Origin of the sequence: Muricoccus radiodurans (genome assembly GCF_050154705.1) — a bacterium.
Taxonomy (GTDB): domain Bacteria; phylum Pseudomonadota; class Alphaproteobacteria; order Acetobacterales; family Acetobacteraceae; genus Roseomonas; species Roseomonas radiodurans.
On sequence record NZ_CP189561.1, the window covers coordinates 440,002 to 456,294 of the forward strand.

At 71.6% G+C, this 16,293-nt stretch carries 18 protein-coding genes; 10 read left to right on the plus strand and 8 right to left on the minus strand.

The annotated features are described in order from the left end of the window. Positions 1-120 precede the first annotated feature (120 nt). A complete protein-coding gene (locus ACP6CK_RS02215; protein WP_426957144.1) occupies positions 121-1,305 on the plus strand; it encodes a pyridoxal-phosphate-dependent aminotransferase family protein in 1,185 nt (394 codons plus the stop codon). Between the two features lie 16 nt (positions 1,306-1,321). Here ACP6CK_RS02215 and ACP6CK_RS02220 read toward each other — a convergent pair whose 3' ends face one another. Next, positions 1,322-1,867, minus strand: coding sequence for a hypothetical protein (locus tag ACP6CK_RS02220; RefSeq protein WP_426957145.1), 546 nt, complete (start codon positions 1,865-1,867; stop codon positions 1,322-1,324). Between the two features lie 10 nt (positions 1,868-1,877). After that, the gene (locus ACP6CK_RS02225) at positions 1,878-2,801 is read right to left on the minus strand and encodes a M91 family zinc metallopeptidase (RefSeq protein WP_426957146.1); all 924 of its coding nucleotides are present in this window, start codon (positions 2,799-2,801) and stop codon (positions 1,878-1,880) included. A gap of 173 nt (positions 2,802-2,974) precedes the next feature. Between ACP6CK_RS02225 and ACP6CK_RS02230 the strand changes: the two genes are divergently transcribed. From ACP6CK_RS02230 to ACP6CK_RS02245, 4 genes are all read left to right on the plus strand, one after another. Beyond that, positions 2,975-3,676, plus strand: a complete 702-nt coding sequence (locus tag ACP6CK_RS02230; RefSeq protein ID WP_426957147.1) for a glutathione S-transferase N-terminal domain-containing protein — start codon at positions 2,975-2,977, stop codon at positions 3,674-3,676. Between the two features lies 1 nt (position 3,677). Next, on the plus strand, positions 3,678-4,319 hold the full coding sequence (locus ACP6CK_RS02235) for a VOC family protein (RefSeq protein WP_426957148.1): 642 nt from the start codon (positions 3,678-3,680) through the stop codon (positions 4,317-4,319). 254 nt (positions 4,320-4,573) lie between these two features. After that, positions 4,574-5,944 carry a PleD family two-component system response regulator gene (locus tag ACP6CK_RS02240; RefSeq protein WP_426957149.1) on the plus strand — a complete coding sequence of 457 codons (1,371 nt, stop codon included), beginning with the start codon at positions 4,574-4,576 and terminating at the stop codon, positions 5,942-5,944. Positions 5,945-5,970: 26 nt separating this feature from the next. Then, a complete protein-coding gene (locus tag ACP6CK_RS02245; protein WP_426957150.1) occupies positions 5,971-6,567 on the plus strand; it encodes a cysteine dioxygenase in 597 nt (198 codons plus the stop codon). A gap of 169 nt (positions 6,568-6,736) precedes the next feature. Here the strand turns inward: ACP6CK_RS02245 and ACP6CK_RS02250 are convergent, their stop codons facing one another. The 5 genes from ACP6CK_RS02250 to ACP6CK_RS02270 all read right to left on the minus strand — a co-directional run bounded on the left by ACP6CK_RS02250 (position 6,737) and on the right by ACP6CK_RS02270 (position 10,554). Further along, the gene (locus ACP6CK_RS02250; protein WP_426957151.1) at positions 6,737-7,477 is read right to left on the minus strand and encodes a CHAP domain-containing protein; all 741 of its coding nucleotides are present in this window, start codon (positions 7,475-7,477) and stop codon (positions 6,737-6,739) included. 461 nt (positions 7,478-7,938) lie between these two features. Continuing rightward, positions 7,939-8,289 carry a RidA family protein gene (locus tag ACP6CK_RS02255; protein ID WP_426957152.1) on the minus strand — a complete coding sequence of 117 codons (351 nt, stop codon included), beginning with the start codon at positions 8,287-8,289 and terminating at the stop codon, positions 7,939-7,941. Positions 8,290-8,374: 85 nt separating this feature from the next. Beyond that, positions 8,375-9,634, minus strand: a complete 1,260-nt coding sequence (locus ACP6CK_RS02260; RefSeq protein WP_426957153.1) for an MFS transporter — start codon at positions 9,632-9,634, stop codon at positions 8,375-8,377. Positions 9,635-9,715: 81 nt separating this feature from the next. Beyond that, on the minus strand, positions 9,716-10,063 hold the full coding sequence (locus ACP6CK_RS02265) for a hypothetical protein (RefSeq protein ID WP_426957154.1): 348 nt from the start codon (positions 10,061-10,063) through the stop codon (positions 9,716-9,718). Beyond that, a complete protein-coding gene (locus ACP6CK_RS02270; protein ID WP_426957155.1) occupies positions 10,060-10,554 on the minus strand; it encodes a hypothetical protein in 495 nt (164 codons plus the stop codon). Before ACP6CK_RS02270 ends, ACP6CK_RS02265 begins: the two co-directional genes overlap by 4 nt. 74 nt (positions 10,555-10,628) lie before the next feature. Between ACP6CK_RS02270 and ACP6CK_RS02275 the strand changes: the two genes are divergently transcribed. Continuing rightward, entirely contained in the window at positions 10,629-11,900 is a 1,272-nt protein-coding gene (locus ACP6CK_RS02275; protein ID WP_426957156.1) for an amidase, read from the plus strand. A gap of 15 nt (positions 11,901-11,915) precedes the next feature. On the opposite strand, the gene ACP6CK_RS02280 is transcribed toward ACP6CK_RS02275, so the two are convergent. Then, the gene (locus tag ACP6CK_RS02280) at positions 11,916-12,509 is read right to left on the minus strand and encodes a DUF4329 domain-containing protein (protein ID WP_426957157.1); all 594 of its coding nucleotides are present in this window, start codon (positions 12,507-12,509) and stop codon (positions 11,916-11,918) included. A 253-nt stretch (positions 12,510-12,762) separates the two neighbouring features. Here ACP6CK_RS02280 and ACP6CK_RS02285 point away from each other — a divergent pair, with 253 nt between their 5' ends. From ACP6CK_RS02285 to ACP6CK_RS02300, 4 genes are all read left to right on the plus strand, one after another. Further along, a complete protein-coding gene (locus ACP6CK_RS02285) occupies positions 12,763-14,016 on the plus strand; it encodes a D-amino acid dehydrogenase (RefSeq protein ID WP_426957158.1) in 1,254 nt (417 codons plus the stop codon). Between the two features lie 179 nt (positions 14,017-14,195). Continuing rightward, positions 14,196-14,360, plus strand: a complete 165-nt coding sequence (locus tag ACP6CK_RS02290; RefSeq protein WP_426957159.1) for a hypothetical protein — start codon at positions 14,196-14,198, stop codon at positions 14,358-14,360. Positions 14,361-14,650: 290 nt separating this feature from the next. Next, positions 14,651-15,289: a peroxiredoxin gene (locus ACP6CK_RS02295; RefSeq protein WP_426957160.1), complete on the plus strand. Its 639-nt coding sequence runs from the start codon at positions 14,651-14,653 to the stop codon at positions 15,287-15,289. 4 nt (positions 15,290-15,293) lie between these two features. Continuing rightward, entirely contained in the window at positions 15,294-16,289 is a 996-nt protein-coding gene (locus tag ACP6CK_RS02300; protein ID WP_426957161.1) for a cysteine synthase A, read from the plus strand. Positions 16,290-16,293: the final 4 nt, after the last annotated feature.

The following is a 16,293-nucleotide window of genomic DNA, read 5'->3' on the forward strand; positions in this document are numbered from 1 at the left end:
GCAACCTAGCCAAAGGCGGCCGCCGCGTCGCATCCATAAGCCTCATCAATCCAACGCGCCGAACTCATTGGCGGATCGCGGGTCCTGGCGCTACCAGGGACGACGAAGCGGAGGAATCCCATGGCCTACTACACGTCCCGACGCGACAGCGGGCGGCACCACCTGCAGATCCCCGGCCCGACCAACGTGCCGGACCGGGTGCTGCGGGCCATGGACAACCCCACCATGGACCACCGCGGCCCCGACTTCGGCGTGCTTGGCCAGCGCGTGCTGGAGAAGCTGCGCCCCGTCTTCGGCACGGCCGAGCCGGTCATCATCTTCCCCGCCTCCGGCACCGGCGCCTGGGAAGCGGCGCTGGTGAACACCCTCTCGCCCGGCGATACCGTCCTGATGTGCGAGACCGGCTGGTTCGCCCATCTCTGGAAGGAGATGGCGGAGCGCCTGGGCCTGCGCCCCCGCCTGCTGGAGACCGACTGGCGCCGCGCCGCCGACGTGCCGGCCATCGAGGCCGCCCTCCGCGCCGACAGGGGCCACGAGATCAAGGCCGTCTGCGTCGTCCACAACGAGACCTCGACGGGCTGCACGTCCCGCATCGACGAGGTCCGCGCCGCCCTGGACGCCGCCGGCCATCCCGCGCTGCTGCTGGTGGACACGATCTCGTCGCTCGGCTCGATCGAGTACCGGCACGACGCCTGGGGCGTGGACGTGACCGTCTCCGGTTCCCAGAAGGGCCTCATGTTGCCCCCCGGCCTGTCGTTCAACGCCGTGTCGAAGAAGGCCCTGAAGGCGTCGGAGAGCGCGAAGCTGGCGAAGTCCTACTGGGACTGGAAGCCGATGCTGGCCTCCAACGCCACCGGCTACTTCCCCTACACCCCCGCCACCAACCTCCTTTACGCGCTCGACACCGCCCTCGACATGCTCGCGGAGGAGGGGCTGGCGAACGTCTTCGCCCGCCACGACCGCCACGCCGAGGCCACCCGCCGCGCCGTCCGGAGCTGGGGGCTGGAGGTCCAGTGCGAGGACCCCCGTCACTTCTCGTCCGCCCTGACCGCCGTCCGCGTGCCAGAGGGCCACTCGGCGAACGGCCTGCGCGCGGCGATCCTGGAGCGCTTCGACATGTCGCTCGGCAACGGCCTGGGGCGGCTGAACGACCGGGTGTTCCGCATCGGCCACCTCGGGGCCTTCGACGACCTGTCGCTCATCGGCACGCTCAGCGGCGTGGAGATGGGGCTGCGGATCGCGGGTGTGCCGCACAAGAGCGGTGGCGTGCAGGCGGCGATGGACCACCTCTCCGGCAACGCCTAGGGCCCGGCCCTCAGCCTTACCAGGCGGCGGAGAGGCCCGGCGGCGGCAGGTCGATCGTGGTGGCGGCCAACTCCTGCAACCGCAGGGCCCCGCCATGCTCGGGCACGAAGAGGCCGGCGGCGGCCGGGTAGGGCCGGAACGCCGAGCGGCCCGGCTCGACCCGGGCCAGGTCCACGAAGCCGATGACCACCCGCAGATGCTCGACGTGGCGGGCCGCGGCGGTGGGCGGGCGTCGCAGATAGGGGTAGCGCGGGGTCAGCGGCAGGGGCAGCCGCATCCGCCCCGTCCAGACCGCGCCCGGCTCCAGCCGCCGGGCGAGCGGCACCTCTGGCGCCTCGATGTCGCGATCCTCCGGCACCGGGACGATGAACTTGCCCACCTCCGCCCCGTCCTCCCGCGGGATGACGTAGGCGAGCTGCGGGTCCGGCACGGCGGCGCCGGAGCGCGCGACGAGCAGGAGCGCGTCCATCACCATCGCGGCGGCCGCGCGATCGTTCCCTAGCCTGTACTCGACGGTCACGCCGTCCTGGCCCGCCGAGGCGAGCTGCGTTGCGAGGCGCACGGGGTCCTCCCTAGTAGTAGGGGCGCTCGGGGTGGTCCCCGAGGCCGTTGTCGGTGAATTCGCGCCGAAGCTGGTTCTCGGTCATCGGGTCGTTCCTGTGGGGGCCGACACCGGCCGTCTGCTGCTCCTCGTTCCGCGCAGTGCGGGTGTTCCCGTCCGCTCCGGTGTAGTCCGAACTTCCGGTCTCCCGCGTCCCGTCATTGTAGTGCTTGGCATGGATGAGCTCGTGGCCGAGCCCGATGGCCGGGTCCCGCGTCATCCAGGGCTCGGTGCCCGGCGGCACGGTGGTCCGGTCCGGGTTCCAGTAGACGTCGCCGTCCGAGCCCGGGCCTGGGGTGCTGGGGTCCTTGCGGTTGGCCTTGCTCGAATCCTTGGCGCCGGCCTCGTTCCCGTCCGCCGTCTCGTGAATGGTCGTCGTGTGCGGCCCGGCATCGAGGTCCTGCAGAAGCTGAAGCCCCGTCGGCGTGGTGGCCAGCTTGGCGAGGGCAACCATGGTCTTCGCCTGGAACTCCGGCGTCCCGTCGATCTTGATGTTGGAGTCGCCCGACGCAATCCGCGCCAGCACCGCCGCGGCAGCGCCGCCAGGACCCCCGCCGCCCCCACCGCCGCCGCCTCCGCCCCCTGCGCCGTCACCGACCAGGACCGTGAAGCAGCCGACCACGACGAACCCACCATGGGAGCAGGTGTCCACCAGGATCCGCGTCTGCGGCATCTTCAGGGTGAGGACGGTGGGCGATCCCTTCATGATCACGTCGGGCGGTCCGACGCAGGTGCACATGTCGGTAATACGCGCGGCCGGCAGCCCGCCGATCAGTACCGTGGCCGCGCAGGGCCCGATGACCGGGCCGCCGACATGCGGAATGGGCGGCACGCCCGGCGTCACCATCGGGCAGATATGCATGTCGGTCAGACGGGCCGCGGGGAAGCCGACCATCCGCTCCTCCTGGGCCGGATCGTTCGTTCCGGCCGGCGATTGAAGCGACCGTGGATAGACCCGGAACGATCGCGCGAAGGTGCCGGGATTGTCGCGCCCGTCGCGCGCGGCGCATCCTCGTGCAGGTCGCGATCCGCCCTTCGAAACAGCGGCGTGGAGCGAGGAGAAGCAGGATGACCCGTCCGATCGAGGCCTGGACCTGGCCCACCCCCAACGGCCACAAGATCCACATCGCGCTGGAGGAACTCGGGCTGCCCTATACGGTGGTCCCCGTAAACATCGGCGCCGGGGAGCAGTTCAGCCCCGACTTCCTGGCGATCAACCCCAACCACCGGATTCCCGCGATCGTCGATCCGGACGGGCCCGGCGGACAACCCCTCCGCCTCTTCGAATCCGGCGCGATCCTCATCTACCTCGCGGAGAAGACCGGGCGCCTGATCCCATCGGACCCGGCGGCCCGTGCCACCTGCCTGCAGTGGTTGATGTTCCAGATGGGCGGCGTGGGCCCGATGTTCGGGCAGTACGGCCACTTCCATAACTATGCGCCGGAGACGCTGCCCTACGCCCAGCAGCGCTATGCCAACGAGGTCCGCCGCTTGCACGGCGTGCTCGACAAGCGGTTGTCCGAGGCCGAATTCCTAGCGGGCGAGTACTCCATCGCGGACATCGCCACCTTCCCATGGCTCCGCAACCCCGAGCGCCGTGGCATTGATCTTGTAGAATTTCCGAATGTCCGCCGGTGGCACGACACCATCGCCGCCCGCCCCGCGGTCCAGCGCGGCGTCGCCGTGCTCGCGGAGCGCCAGCGCCAAGGCACGATCTCAGACAAGGAGCGGGAGAACCTCTTCGGTGCTGCCCAGTTCGCGAAGCGCTGAGATGGCCGCGCTCGACCACATCGTCGTCGGGGCCGCCACCCTCTCCGCCGGCGCCGAGGCGGTGGAGCGCTGGCTCGGGGTCCGGCCGACAGGGGGAGGGACGCATGTCGGAGCGGGGACGCACAACCTGCTGCTCGGCCTCGGGCCCGAGGCTTATCTCGAGGTGATCGCGCCGGACCCGGACCAGCCGGAACCGCCGCTCCCACGCCTCTTCGGCCTCGACAGGCCGGAGGTAAGGACTGCCATCGCCGTGCGTCCGTCGCTGATCGGATGGGTGGCCCGGGCCGATTCGCTGGAGGGCCTCGCCGCCAGGCTCGGTCCCGAGCGCCTGGGATCGCCCCGCCCCATGTCCCGCGGCGGGCTATCCTGGCGGTTCGTCACGCCGCCGCCCGAGCTGTCCTTCGATGGCCTGCTGCCGCCGCTGATTGTCTGGGACGGAGAGGCCGCGGCCGGGCGCTTGCCGGATTCGGGGTGCCGACTGCTCGCGCTGGAGGCAGAGCACCCGCTAGCGTCCGAGCTCTCGGCCGCGCTGGATGAGCGCGGGCTGGGCGCGGTGCTCCGGCCGGTACAGGGTTCGCGCGCGCGGCTGGTCGCTAGGCTCGGGCTTCCGAACGGGGGAGAGGCGGTCCTCGCGAGTGGCTGACCCCGCGGGGTCTGGCCTCTCCGGTCGATGCGCGCGCAGCACAGGCCGCCACCGATGCGTCAGGCGCAAAGGAGGAGGGTTGCGAAACCCGCGCGGCGGGAACACGCTGATGGTAACTCGCGTCGGCGCTCCGGAGGCGCCACCCAACATCATGACATGGCTAACGTTGACCGGATGAACGATCAAGGGGTTGGACTGGGCTCCTTGCGTTGCGTCGCAAGAATCGGGACGACGCTGGCGGAGAAGAGCCGGCGATGACCGCACGCGTCCTGGTGGTGGACGACATCGCCGCCAACCTGAAGCTGCTCGAGGCCCGGCTGAACGCCGAGTACTACGAGGTCGCCCTGGCCAGCTCCGGGCCGGAGGCGCTGCGCCTCGCCCAGTCCTGGGGACCGGATGTCATCCTGCTCGACGTGATGATGCCGGGGATGGACGGGTACGAGGTCTGCCGCCTGCTGAAGAGCAGCCCGATGACCGTTCATATACCGGTCGTCATGATCACCGCCCTCGTCGACCAGACGGAGCGCGTGCGCGGGCTGGAGGCCGGAGCGGACGACTTCCTGTCCAAACCTGTGGATCACGCCACCCTCTTCGCCCGGCTCCGTGCCCTGCTGCGGACGAAGCAGGTGCTGGACGCCTTTCGCCTCCGCGCCGAGACGGCGAAGGACCTCGGCTTCGAACCGATGCCGGACCCGGCCCGGAGCGTCGCCGGCGCGTGCGCCCTCGTCGCCACCGAGGATGATGAGGAGGCGGTGCTCCTGACCGACATCCTCGCCCAGGACGGCATCCGGGTGGTCCGCGCGCCCGATGTGAACATCGCCTGGGAAAAACTGTCCCACGGGGATTTCGACCTCGCCCTGCTCAGCCTCTGGCTGGACGACGGGGAGGGGCTGCGGCTCGCGTCCCGCATGCGCGCCCAGGCCACGATGCGGGAGGTGCCGGTCCTGCTGGTCGCGGACGCGGACCAGCGGAACCAGGTGCTGCGCGGCTTCGACCTCGGCGCCAATGACCACGTGCTCCGCCCGGTGGACCCGAACGAGCTGCGGGCCCGGGCCCGCAACCAGGTGCGCCGCAAGCGCTACCAGGAGCGGCTGCGGGCCGACCTCCAGCGCAGCCTGGAAATGGCGGTCACCGACAGCCTGACCGGCCTTCGGAACCGTCGCTACGTCATCCGGCACCTCGACGGGCTGCTGCGCAACGGCGGCGCGACGCTGCTGCTGATCGACGTCGACCGGTTCAAATCGGTCAACGATACCTACGGCCACGCGGTCGGCGACGTCGTGCTGCAGGAGGTGGCGGACCGGCTCCGCTCCCACCTCCGCGCCGTGGACGTGGTGGCCCGCTTCGGCGGCGAGGAGTTCGTCGTCGCCATGGCCCCCCAGCCGGCGGAGGATGCCGCGCTGGTGGCGGAGCGTCTGCGGGTGGCGATCGCCGGCACGCCGGTCCGCATGGCCGAGCGGGCTCTGCCCGTGACGATCAGCATCGGCGTGGCCGTGGCCCAGCCCGAATCCTCGGTGGACCAGCTGACCGGGGCGGCCGATGCGGCGCTCTACCGGGCGAAGGCCAACGGCCGGAACCGGGTGGAAGTTGCCCAGCCGGCCGACTGGAGCGTGACGCCGGCCTGACCGGCCGTGCGGGAGGAGGAATCGTCATGACCGGTCTCGCCCGGCTGCGAGACGCTGTCCGCGGTCTGACGCGCCTCGCGGAGGCGGGCGCCGGCCAGGAGCGCTGGCTGTCCGAGGGTGCTGACCTCCTCCGGGACCTTGTCTCCGCCGATGACTGGCTTCCCGCGCCCTTCGCGGAATGCGGGCCGGGCTACCGGCAGTACCTTCTTCACTGCGATCCCCTGGAGCGCTTCTCGCTCGTCGCCTTCGTCTGGGGCCCCGGCGCATCGACGCCGGTGCACGACCATACGGTCTGGGGGCTCGTCGGCATGCTGCGGGGCGAGGAGATCTCGACGGAAATGCACCACGGCCCGCCGATGGTGCCGGGCCGCGTGGACCGTCTCCGGCCAGGGGAGGTGCTGGCGATCCGCCCGGAGGACAACGACATCCACCGCGTCGAGAACGCCCTGGCGGACCGGGCCAGCATCTCGGTCCATATCTATGGCGCGAATATCGGTGCGGTGCGCCGTCATGTCTTCGATCCGGCCACGGGCGCTCGGCGGGAATTTATCTCCGGCTACAGCAACGGGCTCGTCCCGAATTTCTGGGACCGCTCGAAGGAGCCGGCGGCGGGCGCGACGTAGGGCTCATCGTCCGCGGGGCCGCATCTCCGCGAGCCGGGGCAGGGCGGTCAGTCGCTGCTGCCGGGCTGGTCCAGGCGCACCCGAAAACGGAAAGGGCCCGCATCGCCTCCCCCTGAGGCGATGCGGGCCCTCCCGCCGTGGCGCCCGGTCTAGCCGGGCGGCCGGTCGCTCAGCGGGCGCTCTCGACGCCCAGGCCGCCGATGGCCGTGTTGATGAAGCGCAGGTGCGGGCTGGCGGGGCCTTCCGCCACCTCCTCGAAGCCGCGGCCGACGCGGGCCTGCATCACCCGGCCGCTGCCGCCCTCGGGGCGGTTGAAGATGAAGCCGTAGGTCGCGTAGGTCCGGCCGTAGTTCTCGCTGCTCAGGCCGGTCTGGACGCGGACCGCGGTCCAGTCGTTCCCCGGAGACACGTCCATCACCGAGACGTTGCGGGTCACGGTGCCGCGGCGAATGCCAGGGCCGCCCCAGTTGGAGTGGTGGATGGTGATCTCACGCGCGCTCACCTGCCGCTCCACCACCGCCACGTGCCCGGCGCGCATGCCACCGGAGGAGCGGAAGACGAGCACCGAACCGGGCTCCGGCCGGCTGCCGCGCTGGTAGAGGCCCGCGGCGTTGTTCCACCAGGTGCCGCCGTTGCCGCTCACCTGCATGCCGGTGACCATGCGCACGTAGGGCACGCAGGAGAGGCCGCCGCCGTAGGAGCGATCCACCGAGGCGTTGCCCGGCGCCGGGAGGCTGGCCAGCACGGGCTCGGACGGTTCGGCGGAGCGGCGGGCGGACTTGTGACCGGTCGGCTTCGGCTGTCGGCGCAGCTCCGGCGCGGCGAAGGCGAAGCGGGAGAAGCGGACGGGAAGGGCACGGCTTGAAGGAGCCGCCGAGCGGGCCGCCACGCGGCCGGCCGGCGCCGCCATCCGGACCGCTGGCGCGGCCGTGCGGGCCGCGGGTGCCGGGGCCGCAGCGCGCCCGGCGGACGTGTGCTTGGCCGTGCTCCGGCCACGGGTCGAAGCCTCAGCCCCGTTCCACCCGGCCGCGAGAAGGAGTCCGCACGCCGCCGCGATCGCTACTGTTGAGGCTTTTGCCATGAAATCCCCCGTAATCTGCCTGCATCCCCCGCCGGTCTTCGCCGGCTCCACGCACTTCCGTGTCGTCACGGACGTGTTATCGGGAGCAGCGAAACCCGGGCAACCGGAACCTGTGTTTCGCGCCGTAATCCGGCGTGATTTGTCGGTTGCGGCGTGCCAGACGCGACACGATCGGGACAGATTTCCTACGCTCTAGGCTTATCAGAGACTTGGGTCACAGTGTTGCGGCCCGAAAGCCACAGCGTAAGTCCGGCCGACACCGGAACGTGATGTCGGCCGAACGGAGTCGGTCAGCGGCAGGCCGTGACCATGATTTCAACGAGGTGGCGAGGATCCGCCATGTTCGCCTGCACGCAGGCGCGCACCGGGGCGCCGCCAGCCGGCAGCCAGGCGGACCAGAGCTTATTCATGGCGTCGCGGTCGCGGATGTCCTTCAGCCAGATCTGGGCCTGGAGAAGGCGGGTCTTATCGGTGCCGTGCTCCTCGAGCGCCGCATCGATCTTATCGAGGATCTGCTTCGTCTGCCCCGACACATCCTGGGACAGGTCGTCCGCGGTCAGGCCCGCGAGATAGACGAAGCCGTGATACTCCACCGAGGTGGAGAGGATCGGGCCGGTGCCCTTGCGAAGGATGCCGCTCATCGTGGAAAGCTCCGTGGCCGGAATGGCGCGGCGCTTCTAGCCTGCGCCCGGTCCGGTTGGAACCGCCGCTCCCTGGGGGGCACCGTCAGCCGCGCTCCTCTCGCGGGACCTCCAGCGCCCGGGCGATATCTTTGGCGCGGGTCGCGGCCCAGGCCACGAGCGCGACGCCGAGGCCGACCGCGGCCAGCGTCGGCCATCGCAGTCCCCAGATCTCCCCGGCCCCGCCGAGCATCAGCGCCCCGAGGGCCGGCCCGGCGCGGGAGATCATCCCCCATACCGACATGATCCGGCCGCGCATGGACGGGGCGGCGGCGGTCTGGGCGAGCACCTGCACGGAGATGCCGTGCGCCGAGCCGCAGGCGCCGAGCATCGCCGCACAGACCATGGCGAAGAGGAACTCTCCAGTCGCGACGAAGCCGGCCATGGCCACCGCCTGCGCCGCAACGGCGGCGATGGCGATCCGGGTGGTGCCCCGTAACCTTCCGCGAGAGGCGACGATCAGCCCCGCCGTCAGCGCGCCCACGGCGAAGCTGGCCGTCAGCGCGCCGAGGGACTCGGCACCGCGCCCGAAGAGCCGCTCGACATAGGGGGGCAGTATCTCCGGCACCCCTCGCAGGAGAATGGCGGCCAGCGCCGCGAAGCCGAAGAGGGGACCGAGGCCGGGGTGGCGGGCGGCGTAGGCAAGGCCCTCCACCGTCTCTGCCAGGAGGCTGGCCGTCGCCGGATGGCCGCGGCGGTGGGCGGGGTCGATCGTCAGGGCCGGCATGGTGGCCGTGGCGAGGAGATTGCCGAGAGCGTTGCAGAGCATGGCCGGCCAGACGCCCGCGATCGCGATGACGGGGCCGGCCATCCCTGGCCCGATGAAGCGGGCGACGTTGAAGAGAAGGCTGTTGGCCGCCACCGCCGAGGGCAGGTCCTCCCGCGCGACGAGGGCGGGCATGAGGGTCTGCCGAGCGGGCTGGGAGAAGGAGGCGGCGACGCCGTTCCAGGTCTCGATGGCCAGGAGCAGGCCGATGCTGATCGAGCCGGTGCCGACGAGAAGCGCCTCCAGGCCCGCCCCGAGGGCGATCGCGCCCTGGGAGAACTGGGTGAGCAGCACCCGGTCCATGCGGTCCGCCACCGCCCCCGCGACCGGGCTGCACAGCACGGCGGGGGCGAGGTCCGCGAACGCGACGGCGCCGACCCAGGCGGCGCTACCGGTCAGCTCCCAGGCCAGCCAGGCGACGGCGATGCGGTGCATCCACAGCCCCGTCCAGGCGACAAGGCTGGCAGAGAAGAAAATGCGCGCGTTGCGGGACGAGAGCGCCCGCCAGAGCGGGCCGCCGAGGCGGGAGTAGATCGGCAAGGCGGCCTACCCGGGCACCAGGGCGAGCGAGCGGCCGAGTGGTGCGAGATGAGGCCGTGTCCCGGACACCTCCCGGCCGCCCTAGCGGCGCGGTGCGCGTCCGCCCGGGGCGGGGGCCCCCGTGGGAGCTGCGGTGGCCGGCGCTTCCCGCGAGCCGCGCACGCATTCCGCCGCGATGCGGTCACGGTCATAGACCTGGGCGATCTGGTCCGTGATCACCTGCGGACCGAGGTAGTCGGTCGTGCCGATGCGGGCATTGTAGTCGTCGTGACGCATCGTCTGCCCCCGGTCGCGGTAGCGGACCACGCGGTCGGCCTCGGTCCGGCACGCGTCGGTCAGGGCGCGGGTCTCGCGCTGGGCCGCGGTCTGGGGCGGCGGGGCAGCGCAGGCGCCGAGCAGCAGCAGCACGAGGAGGGGGCGAACGGTCATGCGGGGCGGGCTCCGGCGGGGGAAGGCCCCGCGATCCGGGGGCGGGTGAGGCGGCGTCGCAGCCCCTCTTCATCGAAGCGGGCCCCGGCGTCCAGGGGGTCCACCGCCGCCGCGCGCAGCAGCGCGGGGTGCAGCAGAGTGCCGCCGCGCCCGATCTCGAAATGGTCGCGCAGCCAGGGGGCGCGGCCCATCACCTCCACAAGGGCGAGCAGGCGGAGAAGAGTCGCGATCCCCTCCGCCGTGTCGAGTCCGGTCCGGCGGTCGATCGCCTCGGCCCAGCAGCGGGCGTCGCGGTCCGCGAGGAGCAGGTCGGACGGTGCCTGCCCGGCCGCCGCGGGCGCGAAGCGGAAGCGGCGGGGCGGGCCTTCGAGGTGCGCCGACGCGGCCGCCCGCGCCGCATCCCACGCGGCCAGCAGGGCGCGTGTCGCGACCGGCGGGGTGCGCTGGGGCGGGAAGGGAATGACGTGGGCGGGGGCTTCGGCGTCGAGCACAGGGAAGAGGTTGGGACGGTTCCGCGGAAGATCAGGGCTTGACGCCCGGTCCCCGGCTGCGCGGAGGATCGCGCATGACCGAACTCCCGGGCCGCCCCACCGCCGACCTGCTGGCCGACCTGCGGGCGGGTCGGCTCACCCCTGGTGCGCTGGCCGAGGCCTGTCTCGACCGCGTCACGGCGCGGGAGGGCGTGGTCCGCGCCTTCGCCGAAATGGACGAGGGGCACTGGCGGGTGGGGGCCGCGCGCGCCGCGGCGGACTCCCCGCTCGCCGGATTGCCGGTCGGGGTGAAGGACGTGCTGGATACGGCGGACCTGCCGACCGGATACGGATCGCCGATCTGGACGGGGCACCGCCCCCGGGCGGACGCGGCCTGCGTGGCCCTGGCGCGCGCCGCCGGCGGGGTGGTGGCGGGCAAGACCGTCACCACGGAGTTCGCCACCCGCATCCCCGGCGCGACGACGAACCCGCACGATCCCTCGCGAACGCCCGGCGGGTCCTCCCAGGGTTCGGCGGCAGGGGTGGCAGCCGGCTTCTTCCCCATGGCCTTCGGGACTCAGACGGCCGGGTCCATCATCCGGCCCGCCGCCTTCTGCGGCGTCGTCGGCTTTAAGCCGAGCCACGGGCTGATCCACCGCGGCGGCATGCGCATGATGAGCGAGACATTGGACACGATCGGCGCCATCGGACGGGACGTCCTCGCCTGCGCGCTGCTCGCGGGGGCCTGCGCGGGGCAGGACTGGGCGGCCGGGCTGGACCGGTCGGTCCCGGCGCCCCGGATCGCCTTCATCCCCGGGCCGGCGGAGTCGGTGCTGGAGGAGTCGACGCGGGCGCTGCTGGACCGGGCGGCGGAGGCGCTGTCCCGCGCCGGCGCGACGGTGCGTCGCGCGACGCTGCCCCCGGCGGTGCTCGCCGCCGTGGCGGCGCATCCCGTGGTGATGCAGGGCGAGACGCGCCACGCGCTCGCCTGGGAACTCTCGGCGGCACCCGAGGGCCTATCGGACACACTGCGGGAGCGGATGGCCTGGGCCGCGGGCCTGCCGCGGGATGCGCTGCCCGCGGCGCGGCAGACCCTGTCCCTGGCGCGTGACGCCTTCGCGGACTTCATGGCCGACCACGACCTGGTCCTGACCGCCAGCGCGCCGGGCGAGGCGCCGGTGGGTCTGGCCGCGACCGGCGATCCCGCCTGCAACCTGCTCTGGACCGCGCTGCACGCGCCCTGCGTGACGCTCCCGGCCGGGCGGGGGCCAAACGGGATGCCGCTCGGGGTGCAACTGGTCGGGGCGGTCGGGAGCGACGCGGCGACGCTTGCCCGGTCGGCCTGGGCCGCCACCGCGCTGGGGTGACGCGCGCCGGGCGTCCTAAGTCTTCGGCAGCAGGCCGTTGAGCTCCGTCGTCTCGTTGAACACCTCGGGCAGGACCTTCCCGTTCTCGTCCGTCGCGTTCAGGTAGCGCTTCCCCTGCCACTCGGTGAACGGGATCTGGGGCGGGATGTAGCGGCGGAACTTGCCGTCGAAGGAGCCGAGGAAGGCGACGATCTGGTTGTTGTTGGCCAGGCGCTTGTCCTGCTCGCTGAAGTCGGGATCGCCGTGCAGCGTCGCCCCGCCCCCGCCATCCGCCTCGGCGGTCGGGTGGGTGTGGAAGAAGGCGACGGGCAACGTTCCCTCCGGGCAGCCGCAATTCGGCTCCTCCAGGCCGACATCCACGCTCGTCGCCGTGCCCGACCGGAGCGGCGTGGCCGAGAGGTGCCCGGAGTGCTTGCCCCGGCAGATCACCGCGCCATGTTCCGTCTTCGGGTCCCGCAGGGACTTGGGCAGCGCCTTGACCAGTTCGGCGCGCGCGAAGTTCTCGAGCTTCATCTCGTCGGTCACCGCGGCCTTCGGCTGGCCTGCGGCGCGGTGATGCGCGCCGGGCACCGGCACCTTCGGCAGGCGGACCTTCGGCGGCTTGCCCATCCCGATGCTCCCTCGTTCTCCGGACGGCAGGATAGGATTCGGGTGGGCGGTGCCGGCAAGGCCGCGGGCACGGCCGGATTGTCGCGTGTCTGTCGTCGCCGCGCTTCATCGCAGCGCCGTCGGGCGCGTTCACGCATCACACGGCGCGCGGTGCTTCCGCGCGCGGGGGGTGTCGGCGCATCCGTCCTGCCGGTCTGGCCCTCGGCGCGCATCGGGCGCAGGGTCGGCGCGACGACGGGCATGGGGTGACGGCATGAAGGTCCTGGTACTCGGCAGCGGCGTGATCGGCGTGACGGCGGCCTGGTACCTGACGCGCCTCGGGCACGAGGTGACCGTGCTGGACCGGCAGCCCGAGGCCGGGCTGGAGACGAGCTTCGCCAATGCCGGCCAGCTCTCCTACGGCTACTCCTCGCCCTGGGCAGGGCCGGGCGTGCCGATGAAGGCGGTGAAGTGGCTGCTGATGCACCACCGCCCCTTCGTCTTCTGGCCACAGCCGGAGCCGCTGATGTGGGGCTGGCTGGCGCGCATGGCGATGAACTGCACGGAGCGCGCCTATCGCCGCAACAAGGCGCGCATGGTCCGCATCGCCGAGTACAGCCGCGTCGCACTCGGCGAGCTGCGGGCGGAGACGGGCATCCAGTTCGACCATGGCGCGGGCGGGACGCTGCAGCTCTTCCGCACGCAGAAGCAGCTCGACCATGTCGGCGGCGACACGGCCGTGCTGGACGAGTACGGCGTCGCCTATTCCGTGCTGGACCCCGCCGGCTGCGTCGCGGCGGAGCCCGCGCTGGCCCGCGTGCGGGAGAAGTTCGTGGGCGGGCTGCGGCTGCCCGCGGACGAGACCGGCGATGCCTTTCTGTTCACGCAGCGTCTGGCGGCGATGGCGGCGGAGCGCGGCGTGATCTTCCACCAGGGGATCACGGTCACCGGCCTGCGGGAGGAAGGGGGGCGGATCGAGTCGGTCGAGACGGAGGCCGGGCGCTTCACGGCCGATGCCTATATCGCCTCCCTCGGCAGCCATACGCCGGCGCTGCTGCGGCCGCTGGGCCTGCATCTGCCCGTTCAGCCGGTGAAAGGGTACTCGCTCACCCTGCCCGTCACGAATCCCGAGGCGGCGCCGGTCTCCACCGTCATGGACGAGACCTACAAGATCGCCATCACGCGGCTGGGCGACCGCATCCGGGTCGGCGGCACGGCGGAGATCGCCGGCTTCTCCGACAGCCTCCGCCGCCCGCGCCGGGAGACGCTGGAGCACTCGGTCGGCGATCTCTTTCCCGAGGGTGGCGACATCCCGGCCGCGAAGTTCTGGACCGGGCTGCGGCCGATGACGCCGGACGGCACGCCGATCATTGGGCCGACGCGGTTACCGAACCTTTTCACCAACACGGGGCACGGCACGCTGGGCTGGACGATGGCCTGCGGTTCCGGTCGGCTGATCGCGGACCTCGTGTCCGGCCGGGCACCGGAGATCGACGCCTCCGACCTGTCCCTCTCGCGTTATGGATGAGGCGGCCGCTGCGCCGTGCCCGGTCCCCGGCTTGCCGGACGGCGACGGGAGGGTGACACCCACGCTGGCGGCCCTGCGGGTGTCGCCCGCGTGATGGGGGCCGGAACCGGCGCATTCACAGGGGCGGGAATCGACAGCATCCTGCGCCGCGCAGGACATTCCCACTTCAGGAGTAAAGCATGGCCCAAAGCCCGACGGGCGCGACTGCCGGACGCACCGATTCCGTGATGCTGGCCGAGATCGTCCACCACCTCTCGCAACTGGTTGAGGAGCAGCGGCGGGCGAACGCGCTTCTGGAGCGGTTGGTGCAGGCGATGGCGGCGCAGCGGCCGTCCGGGCGGTAAAGCATGCGAGCCCGGCGTTCCCGTCCCGCCAACGATTGGGGCGGCTTCCGTGTGTCCGGGCGCGGAGGCTCGGCGATGTCACGGATGCGGCGCTACGGGCCCCCTTGGGAGGACAGCGCCGGCCTGACCGGCGCCGCCTCCCTTGAACCGCGACGGCGCCCGACGACATCCCGTGGCCGGAGCGGAGCGTCCGGGTGGACTGGCGCAAGATCCTCGACGCGGGAGGGTGGAGCCGTCTGCCCATCCCGTGCTAGTTTCGTGAAATCCACAAATCCACGGAGGAATGACGCATGACTCTGCAACTCGGGCAGATTGCCCCGGATTTCGAGGCGGACACGACGCAGGGCCGGATCCGCTTCCATGAATGGCTGGGCAGTTCCTGGGCCGTGCTGTTCAGCCACCCGAAGGACTACACCCCGGTCTGCACGACGGAGCTCGGCTACACCGCCAAGCTGAAGCCGGAATTCGACCGCCGCGGCGTGAAGGTGATCGGCCTTTCGGTGGACACGCTGGACCGGCACGAGGGCTGGAACCGCGACATCGAGGAGACGCAGGGCACTGCCGTCAACTTCCCGATGATCTCGGACCCCGACAAGCACGTCGCGAACCTCTACGGGATGATCCATCCGGAGGCCGACGCGGCGGTGACGGTCCGCACGGTCTACGTGATCGACCCGAACAAGAAGATCCGGCTGATGCTGGTGTATCCGCCCAGCACGGGCCGCAACTTCGACGAGATCCTGCGGGTGATCGACAGCCTGCAGACCACCGACAAGCACAAGGTCGCCACCCCCGTGAACTGGCGCCCGGGCGAGCGCGCGATCGTGCTGGCCAGCATGTCGGACGACGACGCGAAGAAGCAGTTCCCGCAGGGCTTCACGACCGAGAAGCCCTATCTTCGCTGGGTTGACCATCTGGAGTGGACCTGACCCCATGCCCGGTGTCGCATCCGATTTCTGGGAGGCCGTCGGCAACACGCCGCTGATCCGGCTGCGCCGCGCCTCCGAGAGGACGGGCTGCGAGATCCTGGGCAAGGCGGAGTTCATGAACCCGGGCGGCTCGGTCAAAGACCGGGCCGCCCTGGGCATCCTGGGTGATGCCGTGAAGCGGGGCCAACTCACCCCGTTCCAGCCGGGCACGGTGGTGGAGGGGACGGCGGGGAACACCGGCATCGGCATCGCGCTGGCCGCGAACGCCCGTGGCTGGAAGTCCGTCATCGTGGTGCCGGAGACGCAGAGCCGGGAGAAGCTCGCCTTCCTGCGGATGATCGGGGCGGACCTGCGGCTGGTGAAGCCGGCGCCGCTCTCCTCGCCCGATCACTATGTGAACTATTCCCGCCGCCTTGCGGAGGAGATGGGCGCGGTCTGGGCCAACCAGTTCGGCAACCTGGCGAATGCCGCCGCGCATGAGGCGACGACGGGGCCGGAGATTTGGGAGCAGACCGGGGGCAAGGTGGATGCCTTCACCTGCGCCTGCGGCACGGGCGGGACCCTGCACGGCGTGGCGGCGGCGCTGAAGTCGCGGAAGCCCGGCGTCCGGATCGTCCTGGCGGACCCCTATGGCAGCGGCATGGCCTCCTGGGTGAAGACCGGAGAGGTGAAGGCCGAGGGCAACTCCATCACCGAGGGGATCGGCCAGGCGTCCAAGGTGCCGGGCAACTTGGAGGGCGCGCCGATCGACGATGCGCTGCGCGTCTCGGACGAGGAGGCGCTGGAGCAGGTCTACTCCCTGCTGATCGACGAGGGGCTGAGCGTCGGCGGCTCCGCGGGGATCAACGTCGCGGCGGCGATCCGCGTGGCGGAGGGGCTTGGACCGGGGCACACGGTGGTGACGATCCTCTGCGACGGCGGGGCGCGCTACCAGTCGAAGCTCTTCAACCCGGAGTTCCTGAGGGAGAAAGGACTGCCGACGCCGCCCTGGATGGGGTGATGAT